We start from the raw sequence: 18,803 nt of genomic DNA, 5'->3' as shown, positions 1-18,803 counted from the left end.
GCCGGCCGCTCCAGCACCCGCTGACGGCCGAAGCCCGCTCCTTGGGAAGGACCCTTAGTGAGCGACACCACCGAACTCCGAACGGACGCGGCGGTCGACAGCAAGAACGGCACCGGCGCCTCCGGAGCGGAGGCCGGCGACGCTTCGGCCACGACGTCGCCGAGCAGGTCCCGCGCCGCGGCGCGCGGCACCGGTCTCGCCGCCCTGAAGCTCCCCGAGCTGCAGAAGCTCGCGTCGAGCCTGGGCATCACCGGTACGGGGCGCATGCGCAAGAGCGACGTCATCGCCGCCATCGAGGCCAAGCAGGGCGGTCCCGTGGGAGCACCGACCAAGGCCAAATCGCCGAAGAAGACCGAGACCGAGCCCGAGGCCGGTAAGGTCGAGGCAACCGACAGCCGGTCCCAGGAGCCGTCGGGCTCGGACGAGGCGCGCACGCGCGCCGACCGGTCGTCGGACCAGGCCGTGACCGACCCCCAGGGGCGGGGCGAGAAGGCGCCCCGGAGCCGCCGCTCCACCCGCAGGCGCGGGGACGAGGCCGGCGACCAGCCCCGATCGGTGGACGGCACCGACTCCTCTACCTCCGCGAGCAGCGTGACCAAGACATCCAGCACCCCCCAGAAGACCGGCTCCGACAGCTCCGAGGACCGCGAAGGCCGGTCCGGGCAGGGCCGTGAGCGCCAGCGCAACCGCCGCAACCGCAACCGCGGCGGCGACGACCAGAGCGCCGGAGGTTCCCAGCAGGGCGGCCAGGGCGGCGGCCAGCAGGGACGCGGCGGCGCGGGCGCAGCCGACGACGACGAGTTCGGCGGACGCCGCCGGGGCCGCCGCCGGGACCGCAGGGACCGGCGCGGCGGACGGGGCGGCCAGGAGCCGGAGCCGGTGATCGGCGAGGACGACGTCCTGCTGCCGGTCGCGGGCATCCTCGACATCCTGGACAACTACGCGTTCGTCCGCACCACGGGCTACCTGCCCGGGTCCAGCGACGTCTACGTCTCCCTGGCCCAGGTGCGCAAGCACGGCCTGCGCAAGGGCGACCACATCATCGGCGCGGTCCGCCAGCCCCGCGACGGCGAGCGCAAGGAGAAGTTCAACGCCCTGGTGCGCCTGGACTCGGTCAACGGCATGTCGCCCGACCAGGCCAAGAACCGCCAGGAGTTCTCCAAGCTCGTCCCGCTGTACCCGCAGGAGCGGCTGCGGCTGGAGACCGAGCCGGGCGTGCTGACCACGCGCATCATCGACCTGGTCGCACCCATCGGCAAGGGCCAGCGCGGGCTGATCGTCTCCCCGCCCAAGGCGGGCAAGACGATGGTGATGCAGGCGATCGCCAACGCCATCACCGAGAACAACCCGGAGTGCTACCTCATGGTGATCCTCGTGGACGAGCGTCCCGAGGAGGTCACCGACATGCAGCGCACGGTCAAGGGCGAGGTCATCCACTCGACCTTCGACCGCCCGGCCGAGGACCACACGGTCGTCGCCGACCTGGCCATCGAGCGGGCCAAGCGCCTGGTCGAGATGGGCATGGACGTCGTCGTCCTGCTGGACTCCATCACCCGCCTGGGCCGCGCCTACAACCTGGCCGCCCCGGCCAGCGGGCGCATCATGTCCGGCGGTGTGGACTCCACGGCGCTGTACCCGCCCAAGCGCTTCTTCGGCGCCGCCCGCAACATCGAGGGCGGCGGCTCGCTCACCATCCTGGCGACCGCGCTGGTGGAGACCGGCTCGCGCGCCGACGAGGTGATCTTCGAGGAGTTCAAGGGCACCGGCAACATGGAGCTCAAGCTCAGCCGCTCCCTGGCCGACAAGCGCATCTTCCCCGCGGTCGACGTGGACGCCTCCAGCACCCGCAAGGAGGAGATCCTCATGTCGCAGGAGGAGCTCAACGTCGTCTGGAAGCTGCGCCGGGTCCTGCACGCGCTCGACACCCAGCAGGCCATCGAGCTGCTCCTGGACAAGATGAAGGAGTCCAAGAGCAACGCGGAGTTCCTGCTCCAGGTGCAGAAGACCACCTGAGCGCCCACCGCGTGACGCGCACGGCGGCCCTCCCCACCCGGGGAGGGCCGCCGTCCGTCGTCACGGGCCGGCGGGGTCCCGCCCGTCATCGCGCCCGCCGCGAAGACCGGGGACGGCCCCGAGCGCGCGACCGAACCGGCCCCGCCCCCGTGGGGGAGAGCGGGGGAACCGGACGGCCCTCTCCGGAAGGAGAGGGCCGTTCTTTCGTCATCCGGAAAACGGGCACTGGCAGACGAAAAAGATCACTGATGTGTTGCAGGTCACCCTCGGGGGATGTCCCCGCTTCATAAAACGATTTAGGGTCGGCCCGGTCGAGTACCCCCAGCAACACCAGGGAGCCGTCCACATGGACAACCTCGCCCTGCTCAGCCTGCTCGCGCTCACCCCGATCCTCGTCGTCGGCGTCCTGCTCGTCGGGTTCCGGACCCCCGCCAAGTACGCCATGCCCGTCGGCTACGCGGTCGTCGTCCTCATCGCCGTCACCGCCTGGAACACCGAATGGGTGGCGGTCGCCGCCTCCACCGTCCAGGGCCTGATCCTCGCGATCGGCCTCCTCTACATCATCTTCGGCGCCCTGCTCCTGCTGGCGACCCTCACCAAGAGCGGCGCCATCGCCACCATCCGCGCCACCTTCACCGACATCAGCCCGGACCGCCGGATCCAGGCCATCATCATCGGATGGCTCTTCGGGAGCTTCATCGAGGGCGCCTCCGGGTTCGGCACGCCCGCCGCCGTGGTCGCCCCCCTGATGTTCGCCCTGGGCTTCCCCGCCATGGCGGCCGTCATGGTCGGCCTGGTCATCCAGAGCACCCCCGTCAGCTTCGGCGCGGTGGGCACCCCCATCCTGGTCGGGGTCTCGGGCGGACTGGAGGGATCGCCCGACGTCGCCGAGCGGGCCTCGGTCCTGGGGCTGGCGTTCCCCGAGTTCGTCTCCCACATCGGGTTCCAGACCGTCCTGCTGCACGCGGCGGTCGGCACCCTCGTCCCGCTGTTCATCAGCTGCATGCTCTGCGGTTTCTACGGGGGCCGCAGGCGCTTCTCCGACGGCTTCGGGGTGTGGAGGTTCGCCCTCTTCGCGGCCTTCGCCATGACCGTCCCCTCCGTCCTGTACAACCACTTCCTCGGCGTCGAGTTCACCAGCCTCTTGGGCGGGCTGACCGGACTGGTCATCGTCGTCCTGGCCGCCCGCAAGGGCTTCCTCATGCCCAAGGAGACCTGGGACTTCCCGCCCCGGGAGGACTGGCTCGCCCGGTGGAGCGGGAGCCTCGCCCAGCCGGAGAACGGGACCGGGACCGCCGAGCGGCGCATGGGGCTGCTGCGCGCCTGGGCCCCCTACCTCCTGGTGGCGGGCATCCTCGTCGCCACCCGCACCATCGACCCCGTCAAGGCCTGGCTGACCGGCATCACCGTCGGGGCCTCCGACATCTTCGGCACGCCCGTGGCCCAGGCCGTCGAACCCCTCTACTCCCCGGGCGCGACCTTCATCCTGGTCTGCCTCCTCACCTACGGGCTGCATCGGATGAAGGGCCGCGAGATCCTCGCCTCCTGGGGGATGGCGGGCTCCCAGCTCGCCGGCGCGGCCGTCGCCCTGCTCTTCGCCGTCCCCCTGGTGCGGGTCTTCATCAACACCGGCGCCGACTTCGGCGAGACCGACCTGGCGAGCATGCCCCTGACCCTCGCCTCCGGCGCGGCCGAGCTCGGCGGCGCCGCCTGGCCGCTCTACGCCCCCTGGATCGGCGCCCTCGGGGCCTTCGTCGCCGGGTCCAACACCGTCTCCAACCTGATGTTCTCCCTCTTCCAGTTCTCCACCGCCGAACGCATCGGCGTGCCCCCCGAGACGGTGGTCGCCGCCCAGGCCGCCGGAGGCGCCGCGGGCAACATGATCACCGTGCACAACGTGGTCGCCGCCTCCGCCGTGGTGGGCCTCGCCGGACGCGAGGGGGACCTGATCCGCCAGACGGTGATCCCGATGGTCTACTACGTCGTCGCGGCCGGGTCCCTGGCCCACATCCTCATCCACGGGGTCGGGTTCAACGCCGGGACCCTCGTCCTGGCGGCGCTCCTGCTGCTGCTCGCCGGGCTCGCCGTGTACCTGCGGCGGTCCGACGCGCGCCGCGCCGCCGCCGGCACCGCGGAGGGGAGGGGAGGGAGGGCGGAATAGATACCGGTCACGGCACGGTTGTGGTTCTGGCAAACTGGTAGTCGGGGATACGGCCCGTCCTCCTCCATGAGGACCCGCCGCCCCTTACCTGGATCGCCGCGGCACCGGTTCGCGCATGACCTTCACGACGCCCCACCGCAGCGGTGGTGCGTCAGGCGTGCGCCCGGCGGCCGCGCATAACAAGGAGACACACGATGAAGGCCGACCTCCACCCCGAGTACGTCACCACCGAGGTGACCTGCACCTGCGGTGCCCAGTTCGTGACCCGCAGCACGGTGACCGACGGCAAGATCCGCGCCGAGGTGTGCTCCGAGTGCCACCCGTTCTACACCGGCAAGCAGAAGATCCTCGACACCGGTGGCCGGGTCGCCCGCTTCGAGAAGCGCTTCGGCAAGCGCACCAAGTAGCGGCGCCCGCTCCGCCCGTGGCGCCGGCGCACCCGGCGCCACGGGACCCACGGCCCCCGCGGGGGCGACACGGCAGGCGAGGCACGCGAATCAAGACGGGGTGGCACAAGTGAAGCTGGACGACCTCCTGGGGGAGTACTACGAGCTGGAGCAGCAGCTCGCCGACCCGGAGGTGCACGCCGACCAGGGCCGGGCGCGCACACTGGGCAAGCGCTACGCGCAGCTCACCCCCATCATCGAGACGTACCGCGCGCTCAAGGAGACCGAGAGCGACATCGAGGCCGCCCGCGAGCTCGCCGCCGAGGACTCCTCCTTCGCCGAGGAGGCCGACCGCCTGACCGCCGAGGCCGAGCGCCTCACCGACCGGCTGCGCTTCCTGCTCATCCCGCGCGACCCCGCCGACGACAAGAACCTCATCATGGAGGTCAAGGCCGGCGAGGGCGGCGAGGAGTCCGCCCTGTTCGCCGCCGACCTGGTCCGCATGTACCTGCGCTACGCCGAGCGCCAGGGGTGGAAGACCGAGGTCATCGACACCACCCACTCCGACCTGGGCGGCTACAAGGACATCACCATCGCCTTCAAGAACAAGGGCACCCCCGAGCCGGGGACCGGCGTCTGGCCGATGCTCAAGTTCGAGGGCGGCGTCCACCGCGTCCAGCGCGTCCCCGTCACCGAGTCCCAGGGCCGCATCCACACCTCCGCGGCCGGTGTCCTGGTGGTCCCCGAGGCCGAGGACATCGAGGTCGAGATCCACGACAAGGACCTGCGCATCGACGTGTACCGCTCCTCCGGCCCCGGCGGCCAGAGCGTCAACACCACCGACTCCGCGGTGCGCATCACCCACTTGCCCACCGGCATCGTGGCCTCCTGCCAGAACGAGAAGAGCCAGCTCCAGAACAAGGAGCAGGCCATGCGCATCCTGCGCGCCCGCATCTACGCCGAGGCCCAGGCCAGCGCGGACGCCGAGGCCGCCGCCGAGCGCAAGAGCCAGGTCCGCACGGTGGACCGCTCCGAGCGCGTGCGCACCTACAATTTCCCGGAGAACCGCATCTCCGACCACCGTGTCGGCTACAAGGCCTACAACCTCGACCAGGTCCTCGACGGGGAGCTGGACGGCGTCGTCAAGGCCCTCGTGGACGCGGACACCAAGGAAAGGCTCGAAGCGGCCCAGGGATCATGAACCTTCTTCTCGACGAGGTCGCCCGCGCGACACTGAGACTCGCGGACGCGGGCATCGCATCGCCTCGCACGGACGCCGAGGAGCTCGCGGCGTTCGTGCACGGTGTCCGTCGAGGGGAACTGCACACGGTCGCCGACACCGACTTCGACGCCCGGTACTGGGAGTGCGTCGCCCGCCGCGAGGCCCGCGAGCCGCTCCAGCACATCACCGGCCGCGCCTACTTCCGCTACCTCGAACTGAGGGTCGGCCCGGGCGTGTTCGTCCCCCGGCCGGAGACCGAGATCATGGTCGACTGGGCCATCGAGACGCTGCGCGCCATGGACGTCGCCGACCCGCTGGTCGTCGACCTGGGCGCCGGCTCGGGCGCCATCGCCATCTCGATCGCCCAGGAGGTGCCCCGCTCCCGGGTGCACACCGTGGAGATCGACCCGACGGCCCTGGAGTGGGCCCGGCGCAACATCGACGCCAGCGGGCACGCCGACCGGGTCACCCTGCACCACGGCGACATGCGCACCGCGCTGCCCGAGCTCAACGGCGGCGTCGACCTGCTCATCAGCAACCCGCCGTACGTGCCCACCCGGGAGGCCGACGCCATCCCCCCGGAGGTGCGCAACTTCGACCCCGCCCCCGCGCTGTGGTCGGGCGAGGACGGCCTGGACATGATCCGCGACCTGGAGGCGGTCGGCCGCAGGCTGCTGCGCCCCGGCGGGGCCATGGCCGTGGAGCACCACGACGGCCAGGGCATCGACATCCCCTGGCTCTTCCCCGAGGACAAGGGCTGGCGCGACGTCCTCAATCGCAAGGACCTGGCCAGGCGCGACCGCTTCGTGGTCATGCGCCGGGCCGACCACGAGGACTGACCGGCCGGTCGTCACGATCCCGCCCCCCGGGCCGGCCCCGACCGGCCCACCCGCTCGAGAACGAGGTGAACGCAGGTGAGCCGCATCTACGACTGCGCGGACGAGACCGCCCGCAAGGACGGTATCGCCGACGCCGCGTCCGCGGTCCGCCGAGGCGAGCTGGTGGTGCTGCCCACGGACACCGTGTACGGCATCGGCGCCGACGCCTTCAGCCCCAAGGCCGTCGCGGACCTGCTGGCGGCCAAGGGCCGGGGCCGCGACGTGCCCCCGTCGGTGCTGGTCGGCTCGACCCGCGCGGCGATGGCGCTGGTCGACGACCTGGGCCGGTTCGGCCGCGACCTCATGGACGAGTTCTGGCCCGGCCCGCTCACCCTGGTGTGCGCCGCCACCCCCAGCCTGTCCTGGGACCTGGGCGACACCAAGGGCACCGTCGCGGTGCGCATGCCGATGGACCCGGTCGCCCTGGACCTGCTCAAGGAGACGGGCCCGATGGCGGTCAGCAGCGCCAACCTCTCCGGCGGCCCGGCCGCGACCACGGCCGAGGAGGCCATCGCGCAGCTGGGGGAGGAGACCGTCGCCGTCTACCTCGACGGCGGGGCGGCGGAGTCGCCGGTGCCCTCCACCATCGTCGACCTCACCTACGCGGTCCCGCGGGTGCTGCGCAGCGGCGCCATCCCCATCGAGAAGCTGCGCGAGGTGTGCGGCACCGTCATCGGCGAGCTGCGCAAGGGCCCCGACCGCCCCAAGGCCCGGGAGGCCGGTGAGGACGCGCCGGCCGGGGACGCCCCCGAGGCCGCCGACGCCGACGCCCCCGCGACGGGCACCGGGCCCGCCGCCGGGGAGACCGCGCCCGAGGCCACCGACCGCGACTGACCGCCCCGTCCCGGGACACAGAGACAGAAGGGCCAAGGCCGTGCGGGAGTACGCGCTCACCTTCGTCATCGCCGCCGCGGTGACCTACCTGCTCGTGCCGCTGGTGCGCAAGTTCGCGATCGCCTTCGGCGCCACGCCGCCGGTGCGCGACCGCGACGTGCACACCGAGCCCATCCCCCGGCTGGGCGGGCTGGCCATCTACGGCGGCTTCGCCGTGGCCCTGCTGCTCTCCGCGCAACTGCCGCACCTGCAGAACGTGTTCGTCGCCGACACCTGGATCGGCCTGCTGCTGGCCGGCGGCCTCATCACGGTCATCGGCGTCATCGACGACCGGTGGGGGATGGACCCGGTGAGCAAGCTCGCCGGGCAGGTGGCGGCCGCGGGCATCCTCGTCGCCGCGGGCGTGCAGCTGCTGTGGCTGCCGCTGCCCGGCACCCAGCTCTCGCTCGGCCCCTGGCTGGGGGCGCTGGTGTCGGTGCTGCTCATCGTGGTGACCATCAACGCGGTCAACTTCGCCGACGGCCTGGACGGCCTGGCCGCGGGCATCGTCGGCATCTCGGCCCTGGCCTTCTTCGCCTACTACTACGTGGTGGCGGTGGAGCAGGGGTTCGTCCGCCAGTCCTACCCGGCGATGATCGCGATCATCCTCGCGGGCACCTGTGTCGGATTCCTCTGCCACAACTTCCACCCGGCCAGGGTGTTCATGGGCGACACCGGATCCATGCTGCTGGGCCTGCTGCTCACCTCCATCACCATCACGGTGACCGGGCAGTTCGACGCCAACACCGCCCGCGAGGAGTTCAACTCCGGCCTGGTCGTGTTCCTGCCGATCGCGCTGCCGCTGCTGGTCATCGCGCTGCCTCTGGCCGACCTGGTGCTGGCCGTGCTGCGCCGCACCCTGGCGGGCAAGTCGCCGTTCGCCCCGGACCGCGGGCACCTGCACCACCGCCTGCTCGACATGGGGCACAGCCACGTGCGCGCGGTGCTGCTCATGTACCTGTGGGCGGGGATCGTGGCGTTCGCCGCGGTGGCGCTGTCGGTGTTCGACTCCGCGGTGGTCGTGCTGACGGTGACCGCCCTGGTCGCGGTCTGCGCGGTCGGCCTCATCGCCCTGCCCCGGCTGCGCCGCCGCGGCCTGCTGCCCTGGGACCGGGCGCGCGGCCCCCGTTCCGGGGACGGTGTGAAACGGTGAGAGGACTGTGACCTCGGAAAGGGGTCGCAGGTCCCTTTCGGCACCCGGTACGGGGTGCCTCCGAGGTGGTCGTGACGGGTGTGGCCAAGGTGACACAAGGCCCGAAACGCGGGCGGAGCGGGCGTTTCCCGAGGCGTTAAGGTCGCGTTAAGGAACCCCCGGATTCAGCACCGAAAACCTTGTGATAGCTTTCACGAGCAGGCAACCACTGAACCTCACGGAGCTTTTCTGATGCAGGAACACGACGCCCGGACCCTCCGCGGCGCCGCGATTCCGACGGCACTGGTCGGCGTGGTCGCGATGATCGCCGGCTTCGCCCTCAGCAACGTCCAGGGACTCCTCGGCGCCCTCTTCGCGGTCGCCCTGGTGATCGGTGCGTTCGCCAGTTCGGCGTTCGTCATCTCCTGGACCGGCGGTCGGCGTCCGGAGCTCCTCCTCCCGGTGGCCTTCCTCGTCTACACGACCAAGTTCGGCATCCTCCTGGCCGTCCTGCTGACCTTCAAGGGCACGCAGGCACTGGACACGCAGGTGTTCGGCTGGTCGGCGCTGGCGTGTGTCATCGCGTGGCTGACGGCCCAGGCCGTGGCGGTCAAGCGCAGCAAGCAGCCGACCATCGTCCCCGCGGGCGAGGACGAGTCCGAGTCCGAGGACAGTGAGGCGCGCCGGTGACCCCGTTCGGGCGGGGGGGTGCGCCGAGCCTGATCACCTACTGCTATCTTCCGGAGCGAGAGCATGAGTCGGTCGAGTGCGAAGAAGGACGAGGAATCGTCCGGCGCCAACGCCACCACTCTCATCTCGTACCTGCTGGGAGGGCTCGCCTTCTGGGGCGGCGTGGGCTGGGTCGTGGACTGGGCCCTGGGCTTCTCGGGTCTCTTCCTGCCCATCGGGCTGGGAGTGGGCCTGGTCGGCTCGATCTACCTCATCTATGCCCAGTACGTCCGGTCCTGACCGAACACCCGGGTGCGTCCGCCCCCGCTGTGGGCGGGACCGTCCCGACGAGAACACCAAGGATTGAGTTGCGTCACGACGAAAGGGATCGCCGTGGGTGCTGACGTGAGCGTCGTCGCGGCGTCCGAATCAGGCTGCCACCTCTTCGGAGACGGGTGCGGGTTCGAGGCTCCGGGAGTGAGCCTCTTCAACCCGACCCCGTGGGTGGACTTCGGTCTTCCCCTCACCTCCGGGCTGAACAAGTACTACCTGGTCGCGGTGGTCGCACTGATCGTCGCCGCCGCCTTCTGGTACTTCACCACCCGCAAGGCCAAGGTCGTCCCCGGCCGCGGTCAGAGCATGGCCGAGATGCTGGTCATGTTCATCCGCGACCAGGTCACCCGGACCACCATGGGCAAGAAGGGGGACAAGTACCTCCCCCTGATGGTGACCCTGTTCCTGTTCATCTTCTGCATGAACATCATGGGTCTCATCCCCGGCCTCCAGCTGCCGGTGACCTCCAACCTGGCCTTCCCCGCGGTCCTGGCCCTGTTCATCTTCGTCCTGTGGAACGTGGTCGGCATCCGTGAGCACGGTGCCGCCGCCCACTTCAAGGCCCGCCTGGTCCCCAGCGGCGTCCCCGGGTGGATCCTGCCGGTCGTGGTGCCCATCGAGGCGCTGTCGAACTTCATCATCCGGCCGGCCACGCACATGATCCGTCTGTTCGCGACCATGTTCGCCGGGCACCTGCTGCTCGCACTGTTCGCGGCCGCCGGGTTCTACATGTTCAACCCGATGTCCCAGATGGGGCCGCTGTTCGGCGCCATCTCGGTCGGCTACTCCGGCATCGCCCTGGTCGGCTTCCTGGTCTTCACGGCCTTCGAGCTGTTCATCATGGCGGTCCAGGCCTACGTCTTCATCCTCCTCTCCTCCATCTACCTCGGTGAGGCCATGGAGGGCGCGCACTAGGAGAGGCCCCCGTGGTCCCTCCCAGTGCGCACCGCTGGACCTGTTTTCCGTTTTGTCACGTTCGCCCGACGACGTCCATGATCGTCGGCCTGTAGTAAAGGGAATATCAATGGATCTCGCCGCCATCGAAGGTAACCTCAACAGCATCGGTTACGGCCTCGCCGCCATCGGCCCCGGCATCGGCGTGGGTCTCGTCTTCGGTCTCGGTGTCCAGGCCATCGCCCGCCAGCCCGAGGCCCGCGGTGTCCTGCAGGGTCAGATGATCTTCGGCTTCGCCGTCATCGAGGCCCTGGCCATCCTCGGCTTCGTTCTCGCGTTCGCCGTCTAGTAACACCTGGTCATACAGAACGCGAAGGGGATGCCAACCGTGTATTTGGCAGCTGAACAAGAAAACGTCCTGCGCATCCACTGGGACGAGTTCACCTTCGGCCTCATCGCCTTCCTCATCATCCTCGGCGTCGTCTACAAGATGTGGCCGCGGCTGACGAAGGCGCTGGACGAGCGTGCCGACCAGATCGAGGGTGGCATCGCTCGCGCTCAGAAGGCCGAGGCCGAGGCGGACGAGATCCGCCAGCAGTACCGCGAGAAGCTCGAAGAGGCCCACCGCGAGTACGCGCAGGAGCTGGAGAAGGCCAAGGAGCAGCGGGCGGCGATCATCGCCGAGGCGCGCGAGGAGGCCCAGGCCGAGGCTCGCCGCATCGTCGACGCCGCCCACGCTCAGATCGAGGCCGACCGCCAGCAGGCGTTCGCCCAGCTGAAGGGTGAGATCGGCGCGCTCTCCACCGAGCTCGCCAGCCGCATCGTCGGTGAGAGCCTCAGCGACAGCGCCGCCCAGAGCCGCGTCATCGACCGGTTCCTGGACGAGCTGGAGCAGAGCGAGGGCAAGCAGCAAGCCGAGGTGCGCTGATGCGTGGTATCAGCCGTACGTCGCTGACCGAGGTGACCCGGCGCCTGGACGAGAACGTCCTGGCGTCGGCCGGCGCCACCGGCGGTGTGGCCCTGGGCGGCGAGCTGTTCCAGGTCGTCGCCCTGCTCACCGAGGAGCACTCGCTGCGCCGCTGGCTCGCCGACCAGGCGAACCCGGCGGAGGCCAAGTCCGCCCTCATCGGGCAGCTGCTGGAGTCCAAGGTCTCGCCGTCCGCGGTCCTCGTGGCCGGCGACGCCGTCTCGGCCAAGTGGTCGAGCGCGCGCGACCTCGTGGACGCCGTGGAGCGGATGGCGGTCTACGCCACCATCTCCTCGCTCCGCAGCGCCGCGGCCCTGGACGGCCTGGAGGACGAGCTGTTCCGCTTCGAGCGGATCGTCGCCTCCCAGCCGCAGCTGCGCGAGGCCCTGACCCGTGACGGTGTCGGCTCCGAGCACAAGCTCTCCCTGGTGGAGAGCCTGCTCTCGGGCAAGGTGGACCCCGCGACGCTGACCCTGGTCGGCGAAGCGGTCACCCGGCCCCGGGGCCGTACCCTGGAACAGGCGCTGGAGAACTACGGGCACATCGTCGCCGAGCGCGCCAAGCGCTACGTCGCGGTCGTCCGCAGCGCCGTCGCCCTGAGCGAGGACCAGCAGTCCCGGCTGGGGGCCGCGCTCACGCGCGCCTACGGCCGCGACATCCACCTGAACATCGAGGTCGCCCCCGAGATCGTGGGTGGGCTTTCCATCCAGGTGGGTGACGAGGTCATCGACGGGACCATCGCCGGGCGTATCGCCGAGGCCCAGCGCCGTCTGGCCGGCTGAAGAAACGCAAGGCAAGTACGCACGGCGCCGGTCAGGCGCCACTTGAGAGCAAGGACAACGTAGAGATGGCGGAGCTGACGATCCGGCCGGACGAGATCCGGGACGCGCTGCAGCGCTTCGTCCAGTCGTACGAGCCTGAGGCCACCCGCGCGGAAGAGGTCGGTACCGTCACCTACTCCGGTGACGGCATCGCCCGCGTCAGTGGCCTCCCCTCGGCGATGGCGAACGAGCTGCTGGAATTCGAGGACGGAACCCTGGGCCTGGCCCAGAACCTCGAGATCGGCGAGATCGGTGCCGTTGTGCTGGGCGACTTCACCGGCATCGAGGAGGGCCAGAAGGTGCGCCGCACCGGACGCCTCCTCTCCGTGCCGGTGGGTGACGACTTCCTCGGCCGCGTGGTGGACCCCCTGGGCAACCCCATCGACGGCAAGGGCGAGATCGAGTCCACCGAGACCCGCGAGCTGGAGCTCCAGGCCGCGACCGTGATGGAGCGCAAGCCCGTCCACGAGCCGCTCCAGACCGGTATCAAGGCCATCGACTCGATGACCCCGATCGGCCGCGGCCAGCGCCAGCTGGTCATCGGCGACCGGCAGACCGGCAAGACCGCGGTCTGCATCGACGCGATCATCAACCAGAAGGCGAACTGGGAGTCCGGCGACCCCGACAAGCAGGTGCGCTGCATCTACGTCGCGGTCGGCCAGAAGGGCTCGACCATCGCCGGCGTGCGCGGTGCCCTGGAGGAGGCCGGCGCGATGGAGTACACCACCATCGTCGCCGCCCCCGCCTCCGACGCCGCGGGCTTCAAGTACCTCGCCCCCTACACCGGTTCGGCCCTGGGCCAGCACTGGATGTACCAGGGCAAGCACGTCCTCATCGTCTTCGACGACCTGACCAAGCAGGCCGAGGCCTACCGCGCCGTCTCCCTGCTGCTGCGCCGCCCGCCGGGCCGCGAGGCCTACCCGGGTGACGTCTTCTACCTGCACTCCCGGCTCCTGGAGCGCTGCGCCAAGCTCTCCGACGAGCTGGGCAAGGGCTCGCTGACGGCGCTGCCGATCATCGAGACCAAGGCGGGCGACGTCTCGGCCTACATCCCGACCAACGTCATCTCCATCACCGACGGCCAGGTCTTCCTGGACTCCGACCTGTTCAACCAGGGTCAGCGTCCGGCCATCGACGTCGGTATCTCGGTCTCCCGTGTCGGTGGCGCGGCCCAGACCAAGGCGATGAAGAACGTCTCCGGCACCCTCCGGCTGGGCCTGGCCCAGTACCGCGAGCTCGAGGCCTTCTCGGCCTTCAGCTCCGACCTGGACGCGGTCTCCAAGCAGCAGCTGGCGCGCGGCGCCCGCCTGATGGAGCTGCTCAAGCAGGGCCAGTACTCCCCGTTCGCGATGGAGAAGCAGGTCGTCTCCATCTGGATGGGCACCACCGGCCGCATCGACGACGTCCCGGTCGAGGACGTGCGCCGCTTCGAGGACGACTTCCTGGACTTCCTCGACCGCGAGCACACCGCGATCCTGGACGGCATCCGCGAGAGCGGGAAGTTCGGCGAGGAGACCGAGCAGGCCCTGGAGGGCGCGCTCGACAAGTTCAAGCAGGGCTTCCAGACCTCCGCGGGCACCCTCCTGGGCACCGAGGCCGAGGCCGAGGCGCTCGAAGAGGAGAACGTCGGCCAGGAGACCATCAAGGTCGCCAAGGGCGGGAAGTAACCCATGGGTGCACAGCTTCGCGTCTATCGCCGGAGGATCCGCTCGACGAAGTCGATGGCGAAGATCACCCGTGCGATGGAGCTCATCGCCACGACGCGCATCACCAAGGCGCAGCGTGCGGCTGAGGCTGCCGGACCCTACGCGCGGGAGATCACCAGGGCGGTCTCGGCCCTGGCGAGCCGGGTGTCCGACCACCCGCTGCTGACCGAGGCCGAGAACCCCACCCGGGCCGCCGTCCTGGTCATCACCAGCGACAAGGGTCTGGCCGGCGCCTTCTCGTCCAACGTCCTCAAGGAGGCGGACTCCCTCGCCAGGCTCCTCCAGGAGCAGGGCAAGGAGGTCGTCACCTACATGGTGGGACGCAAGGGGACGGGCTTCTACAAGTTCCGCGGCCGCAAGGTCGAGGACCAGTGGGAGGGCATCACCGAGCGTCCGACCTACGCGCACGCCCAGGAGATCGGCACCGCGCTCATGGAGAGGTTCGCCAAGGACACCTCCGAGGGCGGCGTCGACGAGATCCACGTGGTCTCGACCGAGTTCGTGTCGATGCTGACCCAGCGCGCGTCCGCCACGCGGGCGCTGCCGCTGGAGGTGGAAGAGGTCGACGAGGCGGAGCTCGAGGCCTCGCACGGCGGGCAGGCCCTGCCGCTGTACGAGTTCGAGCCCTCCGCGGAGGAGGCGCTGGACCGGCTGCTCCCGCAGTACGTGACCAACCGCATCTACTTCGCCCTCCTCGAATCCGCCGCCTCCCAGCAGGCGTCGCGCCGTGCCGCCATGAAGGCCGCCACGGACAACGCCGAGGAACTCGCCAAGACCCTGACCCGACTGGCCAACCAGGCGCGTCAGGCCGAGATCACCAACGAGATCAGTGAGATTGTCGGCGGTGCCGACGCGCTCTCTGCTGCAAGCGCGGGAAGTGAGTAAGAAAAGTGACTGCGACTGTTGAAGAGACGACCGGGGCTGGCACCGCCACCGGTCGGATCGCCCGGGTCACCGGCCCGGTCGTCGACGTGGAGTTCCCCGTCGGCTCGATCCCTGCCATCTACAACGCCCTGCACACCGACGTGACCGTCGGCGGCGAGACCAAGACCATCACCCTGGAGGTCGCCCAGCACCTGGGTGACAACCTGGTGCGGGCCATCTCGCTCGCCCCGCAGGACGGCCTCGTCCGCGGCGCCGAGGTGCGCGACACCGGCGAGCCCATCAGCGTGCCGGTCGGCGACATCGTCAAGGGCCACGTGTTCAACACCCTGGGCGAGTCCCTGGACGTGCCGACCTCGGAGCTGAAGGTCACCGAGCGCTGGCCGATCCACCGCAAGCCGCCGTCGTTCGACCAGCTCGAGTCCAAGACCGAGATGATGGTCACGGGCATCAAGGTCATCGACCTCCTCACCCCGTACGTGCGCGGTGGCAAGATCGGCCTGTTCGGTGGCGCCGGTGTCGGCAAGACCGTGCTGATCCAGGAGATGATCACCCGTATCGCCCGCAACTTCGGCGGTGTGTCCGTGTTCGCCGGTGTCGGCGAGCGCACCCGTGAGGGTACGGACCTCTTCCTGGAGATGGACGAGATGGAGGTCCTCCAGGACACCGCCCTCGTCTTCGGCCAGATGGACGAGCCCCCGGGCACCCGTCTGCGCGTGGCGCTGTCGGCTCTGACGATGGCGGAGTACTTCCGCGACGTCCAGAACCAGGACGTGCTCCTGTTCATCGACAACATCTTCCGTTTCACCCAGGCGGGTTCGGAGGTCTCCACGCTGCTGGGCCGCATGCCCTCCGCCGTGGGCTACCAGCCCAACCTGGCCGACGAGATGGGTCAGCTCCAGGAGCGGATCACCTCGACCCGGGGCCACTCGATCACCTCCATGCAGGCGATCTACGTCCCCGCGGACGACTACACCGACCCGGCCCCGGCGACCACGTTCGCCCACCTGGACGCGACGACCGAGCTCTCCCGCCCGATCTCGCAGAAGGGCATCTACCCGGCGGTGGACCCGCTGGCGTCGACCTCCCGCATCCTCGACCCGCAGTACGTGGGCCAGGAGCACTACCAGGTCGCCCAGCGCGTCAAGGAGATCCTGCAGCGCAACAAGGACCTCCAGGACCAGATCGCCATCCTCGGTATGGACGAGCTGTCCGAAGAGGACAAGATCATCGTCAACCGCGCGCGCCGCATCGAGCGCTTCCTGTCGCAGAACATGTTCGTGGCGGAGAAGTTCACCGGTACGCCGGGCGTGTTCGTGCCCCTGGAGGAGACCATCGCCTCCTTCAAGGGCCTGTGCGACGGCGAGTACGACCACCTGCCCGAGCAGGCGTTCCTCGACGTGGGCAACATCGACATGGTCGTCGAGAAGGCCAAGAAGCTCCAGGGCTAGACCCTGTAGCCGCTGGGGCCGCCCGCCACGGCGGGCGGCCCCCGCCCAATCCAACCCTGGCCGAGGAGTTCAGGCAGTGTCGAAGAAGCTTTTCGTCGAGATCGTCTCGCCCGAGCACGAGGTGTGGGCGGGCGAGGGCGACATGGTCATCGCGAAGACCGTCGAGGGTGAGATCGGTATCCAGCCGAACCACATCCCCGTCCTCTCGCTGCTCGCCGAGGACGCGGTCGTCCGCGTGCTGGGCGCGCGGGAGAACGGAGAGGTCCGCGCCGCCGCCCACGGCGGGTTCATCTCGGTGTCGGGCGAGGGCCGGGTCTCGATCCTCGCCGAGACCGCCGAGCTCGCCGAGGACATCGATGTGGAACGCGCCCGCACGGCGCTGAAGAACGCGACCGAGGGTGACGACACCGCCGCCCTGGGACGCGCCCGCAGCCGCCTGCGGGCCGCCGGCGAGGACGCCTCCTAGCCTTCGGAACGGGGCCCATGGAACAGCCGCTGGACCTGCTTCGGTGGGTGTTCCCCGCCCTCCTCCTGTGCGCGGCGGCCCTCGTGGCCGCCGCCGTCCTGCGCCGCCGGGTCCTGCTGCGGCACGGCGGAGCGGTGGAGTGCCATCTGCGCTTCCCGGGCGCGGGCGGACGCCGGGGCGCCTGGCGGATCGGACTGTGCAGGTACGGTTCGCTGGACCTGGGCTGGTTCCCCGCGTTCTCGATCAGACCGCGGCCGACGGCAGAGCTGTCGCGCCGCGGTCTCGTCGTATCCGGGCGCCGTCCCCCCGAGCCCGGCGAGCAGCTGCCCGCCGACACCACCGTCGTGCGCCTGACCTGGCCCGGCGGCGGGGACCGGCCCGCGGTGGAGATCGCGATGAACGACGCCACCCTCACCGGGTTCCTGTCCTGGGTGGAGTCGCTGCCCCCGGGGACCGAGTGGGACACCTGACCCCGCCGGGCACCCGCCCGGTGCGCCGCCGCCCGGTGCGCCGCCCGGGATGGCAGGATGCGTTCCCATGGTGGTATCGCGGTTGCGGGGCCTGACCGCCCTCGCCCTTCTCAGCCCGTTCCTCGTCTCCTGCCAGCCGACCGGCGGCCACGTCGCCGCGGTCGCCACCGGCCACTTCACGGCCGGGCACAAGTTCCCCGTCGTCATGGTCACCTGGTGCGGCGAGGAGCCGCCCCGGCAGATCGACCTGCTCGGTGAGACCCAGCGAAGACACCTGGTGGCCACCCGAGAATTCGAGGGCCGGTCCCTGGAGGTGGACCTGTCCGCCCCCGGCGAGGACTGGAGCATCGTCGGCGACGACGGCCGCCCGGTCTACCGGATGGGGCCGGACTCCCCGGAGGAGGAGTACGTGCTGGGGGTGGGCACCGCGGAGGCCGAGCCCGGCGAGGCGACCGAGCACGACATCGCGGTGCTGCGCTTCACCACCGGGGCCCTGGCCTCCGAGCAGGGCCTGTACGCGAGCGTGTCCGGCGAGGGGGAGGCGGAGTACGCCGACCCCGAGGAGTTCCCGCCTGCCTGCTAGGGCGTGCTCGGCGGGCCGTTCCGGGTCGCGGCCGCGGGGCCGCCTCTCGTTGCGCCGCCCGCGCTCGGACGGCCGGCCCCGGGCCGACCCGTGCCGGCCGTCCTGCGAGAGGTCGCCTTGCGGCCGCTCCCGGCGTTCGGCGCGAGCGCCGGAACGCCCGAAGGCATCCGCCGAACACGCCCCGGCCGCCGCCTCCGAGGGTCCGCACGGCCCGCGGTGCGCGGAGGGTCCGCGGCGCCCTCCGCCGCCGGGGCCCTCTAGTGCAGGGACCCGGGGGTCAGCGCTCGCCGCCGGGCTTCCACAGGACCTCGTCGCCCTCCCGCGCCATGTACCGGCCCAGGATGAACAGCAGGTCCGAGAGGCGGTTGAGGTACTGCGCGGTGAGCGGGTTGACGGAGTCGCCGTGCTCCTCGACCGCCGCCCACACGCTGCGCTCGGCCCGCCGGGTCACCACCCGGGCGGTGTGCGTCAGCGCGACCGTGGGGGAGCCGCCGGGGAGGATGAAGCTGCGCAGGGTCGGCAGGTCGGCGTTGTAGGCGTCACAGGCCTCCTCCAGCCGGGTGACGTACTCCGGCAGGACGCGCAGCGGCGGGTACTCGGGGTCCGGGACGATCGGGGTCGACAGGTCGGCCCCCAGGTCGAACAGCTCGTTCTGGACCCGGGAGAGCAGCGCCCGCACGTCGTCGGGGACCTCGCCCAGGGCGAGCAGGGTCCCGATGGCGGCGTTGGCCTCCTCGGTGTCCGCGTAGCCGACGATCCGGGTGTCGTTCTTGCGGGTCCGGCTCATGTCGCCGAGCGCGGTGGTGCCGGTGTCCCCGGTCCGCGTGTAGATCTTGGACAGCACGACCGGCTTGTCCGTGTCCCGTTGAGTCATGCCCCCACCCTAGAGGGGGGAC

20 protein-coding genes are annotated in these 18,803 nt (G+C 70.5%); 19 read left to right on the top strand and 1 reads right to left on the bottom strand.

Annotated elements, in window-relative coordinates; all coding sequences use genetic code 11:
- Positions 1 to 57 precede the first annotated feature (57 nt).
- The 19 genes from rho (at position 58) to K1J57_RS03160 (ending at position 17,907) form a co-directional block, all read left to right on the top strand.
- A complete protein-coding gene (gene rho, locus K1J57_RS03250; RefSeq protein ID WP_220562998.1) occupies positions 58 to 2,013 on the top strand; it encodes a transcription termination factor Rho in 1,956 nt (651 codons plus the stop codon).
- Positions 2,014 to 2,359: 346 nt separating this feature from the next.
- Positions 2,360 to 4,174: an L-lactate permease gene (locus K1J57_RS03245; RefSeq protein WP_220562997.1), complete on the top strand. Its 1,815-nt coding sequence runs from the start codon at positions 2,360 to 2,362 to the stop codon at positions 4,172 to 4,174.
- 194 nt (positions 4,175 to 4,368) lie between these two features.
- Entirely contained in the window at positions 4,369 to 4,581 is a 213-nt protein-coding gene (gene rpmE / locus K1J57_RS03240; RefSeq protein WP_220562996.1) for a 50S ribosomal protein L31, read from the top strand.
- Positions 4,582 to 4,690: 109 nt separating this feature from the next.
- A complete protein-coding gene (prfA, locus tag K1J57_RS03235) occupies positions 4,691 to 5,761 on the top strand; it encodes a peptide chain release factor 1 (RefSeq protein ID WP_220565322.1) in 1,071 nt (356 codons plus the stop codon).
- Positions 5,758 to 6,621: a peptide chain release factor N(5)-glutamine methyltransferase gene (prmC, locus tag K1J57_RS03230; protein ID WP_220562995.1), complete on the top strand. Its 864-nt coding sequence runs from the start codon at positions 5,758 to 5,760 to the stop codon at positions 6,619 to 6,621. The genes prfA and prmC overlap by 4 nt, the downstream gene beginning before the upstream one ends.
- 75 nt (positions 6,622 to 6,696) lie before the next feature.
- Positions 6,697 to 7,494 (top strand): L-threonylcarbamoyladenylate synthase, encoded by a 798-nt coding sequence (locus K1J57_RS03225; RefSeq protein WP_220562994.1) that lies wholly within the window; start codon positions 6,697 to 6,699, stop codon positions 7,492 to 7,494.
- Between the two features lie 40 nt (positions 7,495 to 7,534).
- Positions 7,535 to 8,686, top strand: a complete 1,152-nt coding sequence (locus K1J57_RS03220) for an MraY family glycosyltransferase (RefSeq protein WP_220562993.1) — start codon at positions 7,535 to 7,537, stop codon at positions 8,684 to 8,686.
- A gap of 231 nt (positions 8,687 to 8,917) precedes the next feature.
- Complete coding sequence (locus K1J57_RS03215; protein WP_220562992.1) at positions 8,918 to 9,355, top strand: hypothetical protein; 438 nt, start codon at positions 8,918 to 8,920, stop codon at positions 9,353 to 9,355.
- A gap of 63 nt (positions 9,356 to 9,418) precedes the next feature.
- The gene (locus K1J57_RS03210) at positions 9,419 to 9,634 is read left to right on the top strand and encodes a hypothetical protein (RefSeq protein WP_220562991.1); all 216 of its coding nucleotides are present in this window, start codon (positions 9,419 to 9,421) and stop codon (positions 9,632 to 9,634) included.
- Positions 9,635 to 9,727: 93 nt separating this feature from the next.
- Positions 9,728 to 10,582, top strand: coding sequence for a F0F1 ATP synthase subunit A (atpB, locus tag K1J57_RS03205; protein WP_220562990.1), 855 nt, complete (start codon positions 9,728 to 9,730; stop codon positions 10,580 to 10,582).
- A gap of 109 nt (positions 10,583 to 10,691) precedes the next feature.
- Positions 10,692 to 10,910: an ATP synthase F0 subunit C gene (atpE, locus tag K1J57_RS03200; RefSeq protein ID WP_220562989.1), complete on the top strand. Its 219-nt coding sequence runs from the start codon at positions 10,692 to 10,694 to the stop codon at positions 10,908 to 10,910.
- Positions 10,911 to 10,940: 30 nt separating this feature from the next.
- On the top strand, positions 10,941 to 11,489 hold the full coding sequence (locus K1J57_RS03195; RefSeq protein ID WP_220562988.1) for a F0F1 ATP synthase subunit B: 549 nt from the start codon (positions 10,941 to 10,943) through the stop codon (positions 11,487 to 11,489).
- Positions 11,489 to 12,310 carry a F0F1 ATP synthase subunit delta gene (locus K1J57_RS03190; protein ID WP_220562987.1) on the top strand — a complete coding sequence of 274 codons (822 nt, stop codon included), beginning with the start codon at positions 11,489 to 11,491 and terminating at the stop codon, positions 12,308 to 12,310. The genes K1J57_RS03195 and K1J57_RS03190 overlap by 1 nt, the downstream gene beginning before the upstream one ends.
- Before the next feature lie 65 nt (positions 12,311 to 12,375).
- Positions 12,376 to 14,016 (top strand): F0F1 ATP synthase subunit alpha, encoded by a 1,641-nt coding sequence (gene atpA, locus K1J57_RS03185; protein WP_220562986.1) that lies wholly within the window; start codon positions 12,376 to 12,378, stop codon positions 14,014 to 14,016.
- Between the two features lie 3 nt (positions 14,017 to 14,019).
- Positions 14,020 to 14,940 (top strand): F0F1 ATP synthase subunit gamma, encoded by a 921-nt coding sequence (locus K1J57_RS03180; RefSeq protein ID WP_220562985.1) that lies wholly within the window; start codon positions 14,020 to 14,022, stop codon positions 14,938 to 14,940.
- A 5-nt stretch (positions 14,941 to 14,945) separates the two neighbouring features.
- Positions 14,946 to 16,388: a F0F1 ATP synthase subunit beta gene (atpD, locus tag K1J57_RS03175; protein WP_220562984.1), complete on the top strand. Its 1,443-nt coding sequence runs from the start codon at positions 14,946 to 14,948 to the stop codon at positions 16,386 to 16,388.
- Between the two features lie 76 nt (positions 16,389 to 16,464).
- The gene (locus K1J57_RS03170; RefSeq protein WP_220562983.1) at positions 16,465 to 16,854 is read left to right on the top strand and encodes a F0F1 ATP synthase subunit epsilon; all 390 of its coding nucleotides are present in this window, start codon (positions 16,465 to 16,467) and stop codon (positions 16,852 to 16,854) included.
- 17 nt (positions 16,855 to 16,871) lie between these two features.
- Entirely contained in the window at positions 16,872 to 17,324 is a 453-nt protein-coding gene (locus K1J57_RS03165) for a DUF2550 domain-containing protein (RefSeq protein WP_220562982.1), read from the top strand.
- 67 nt (positions 17,325 to 17,391) lie between these two features.
- Entirely contained in the window at positions 17,392 to 17,907 is a 516-nt protein-coding gene (locus K1J57_RS03160) for a hypothetical protein (protein WP_220562981.1), read from the top strand.
- A 277-nt stretch (positions 17,908 to 18,184) separates the two neighbouring features.
- On the opposite strand, the gene K1J57_RS03155 is transcribed toward K1J57_RS03160, so the two are convergent.
- The gene (locus tag K1J57_RS03155) at positions 18,185 to 18,781 is read right to left on the bottom strand and encodes a cob(I)yrinic acid a,c-diamide adenosyltransferase (protein WP_220562980.1); all 597 of its coding nucleotides are present in this window, start codon (positions 18,779 to 18,781) and stop codon (positions 18,185 to 18,187) included.
- Between the last annotated feature and the right edge of the window lie 22 nt (positions 18,782 to 18,803).

Source organism: Nocardiopsis sp. MT53 (assembly GCF_019598965.1).
Classification (GTDB): Bacteria; Actinomycetota; Actinomycetes; order Streptosporangiales; family Streptosporangiaceae; genus Nocardiopsis; species Nocardiopsis changdeensis.
This window is presented reverse-complemented; position numbering and strand designations above follow the sequence as displayed.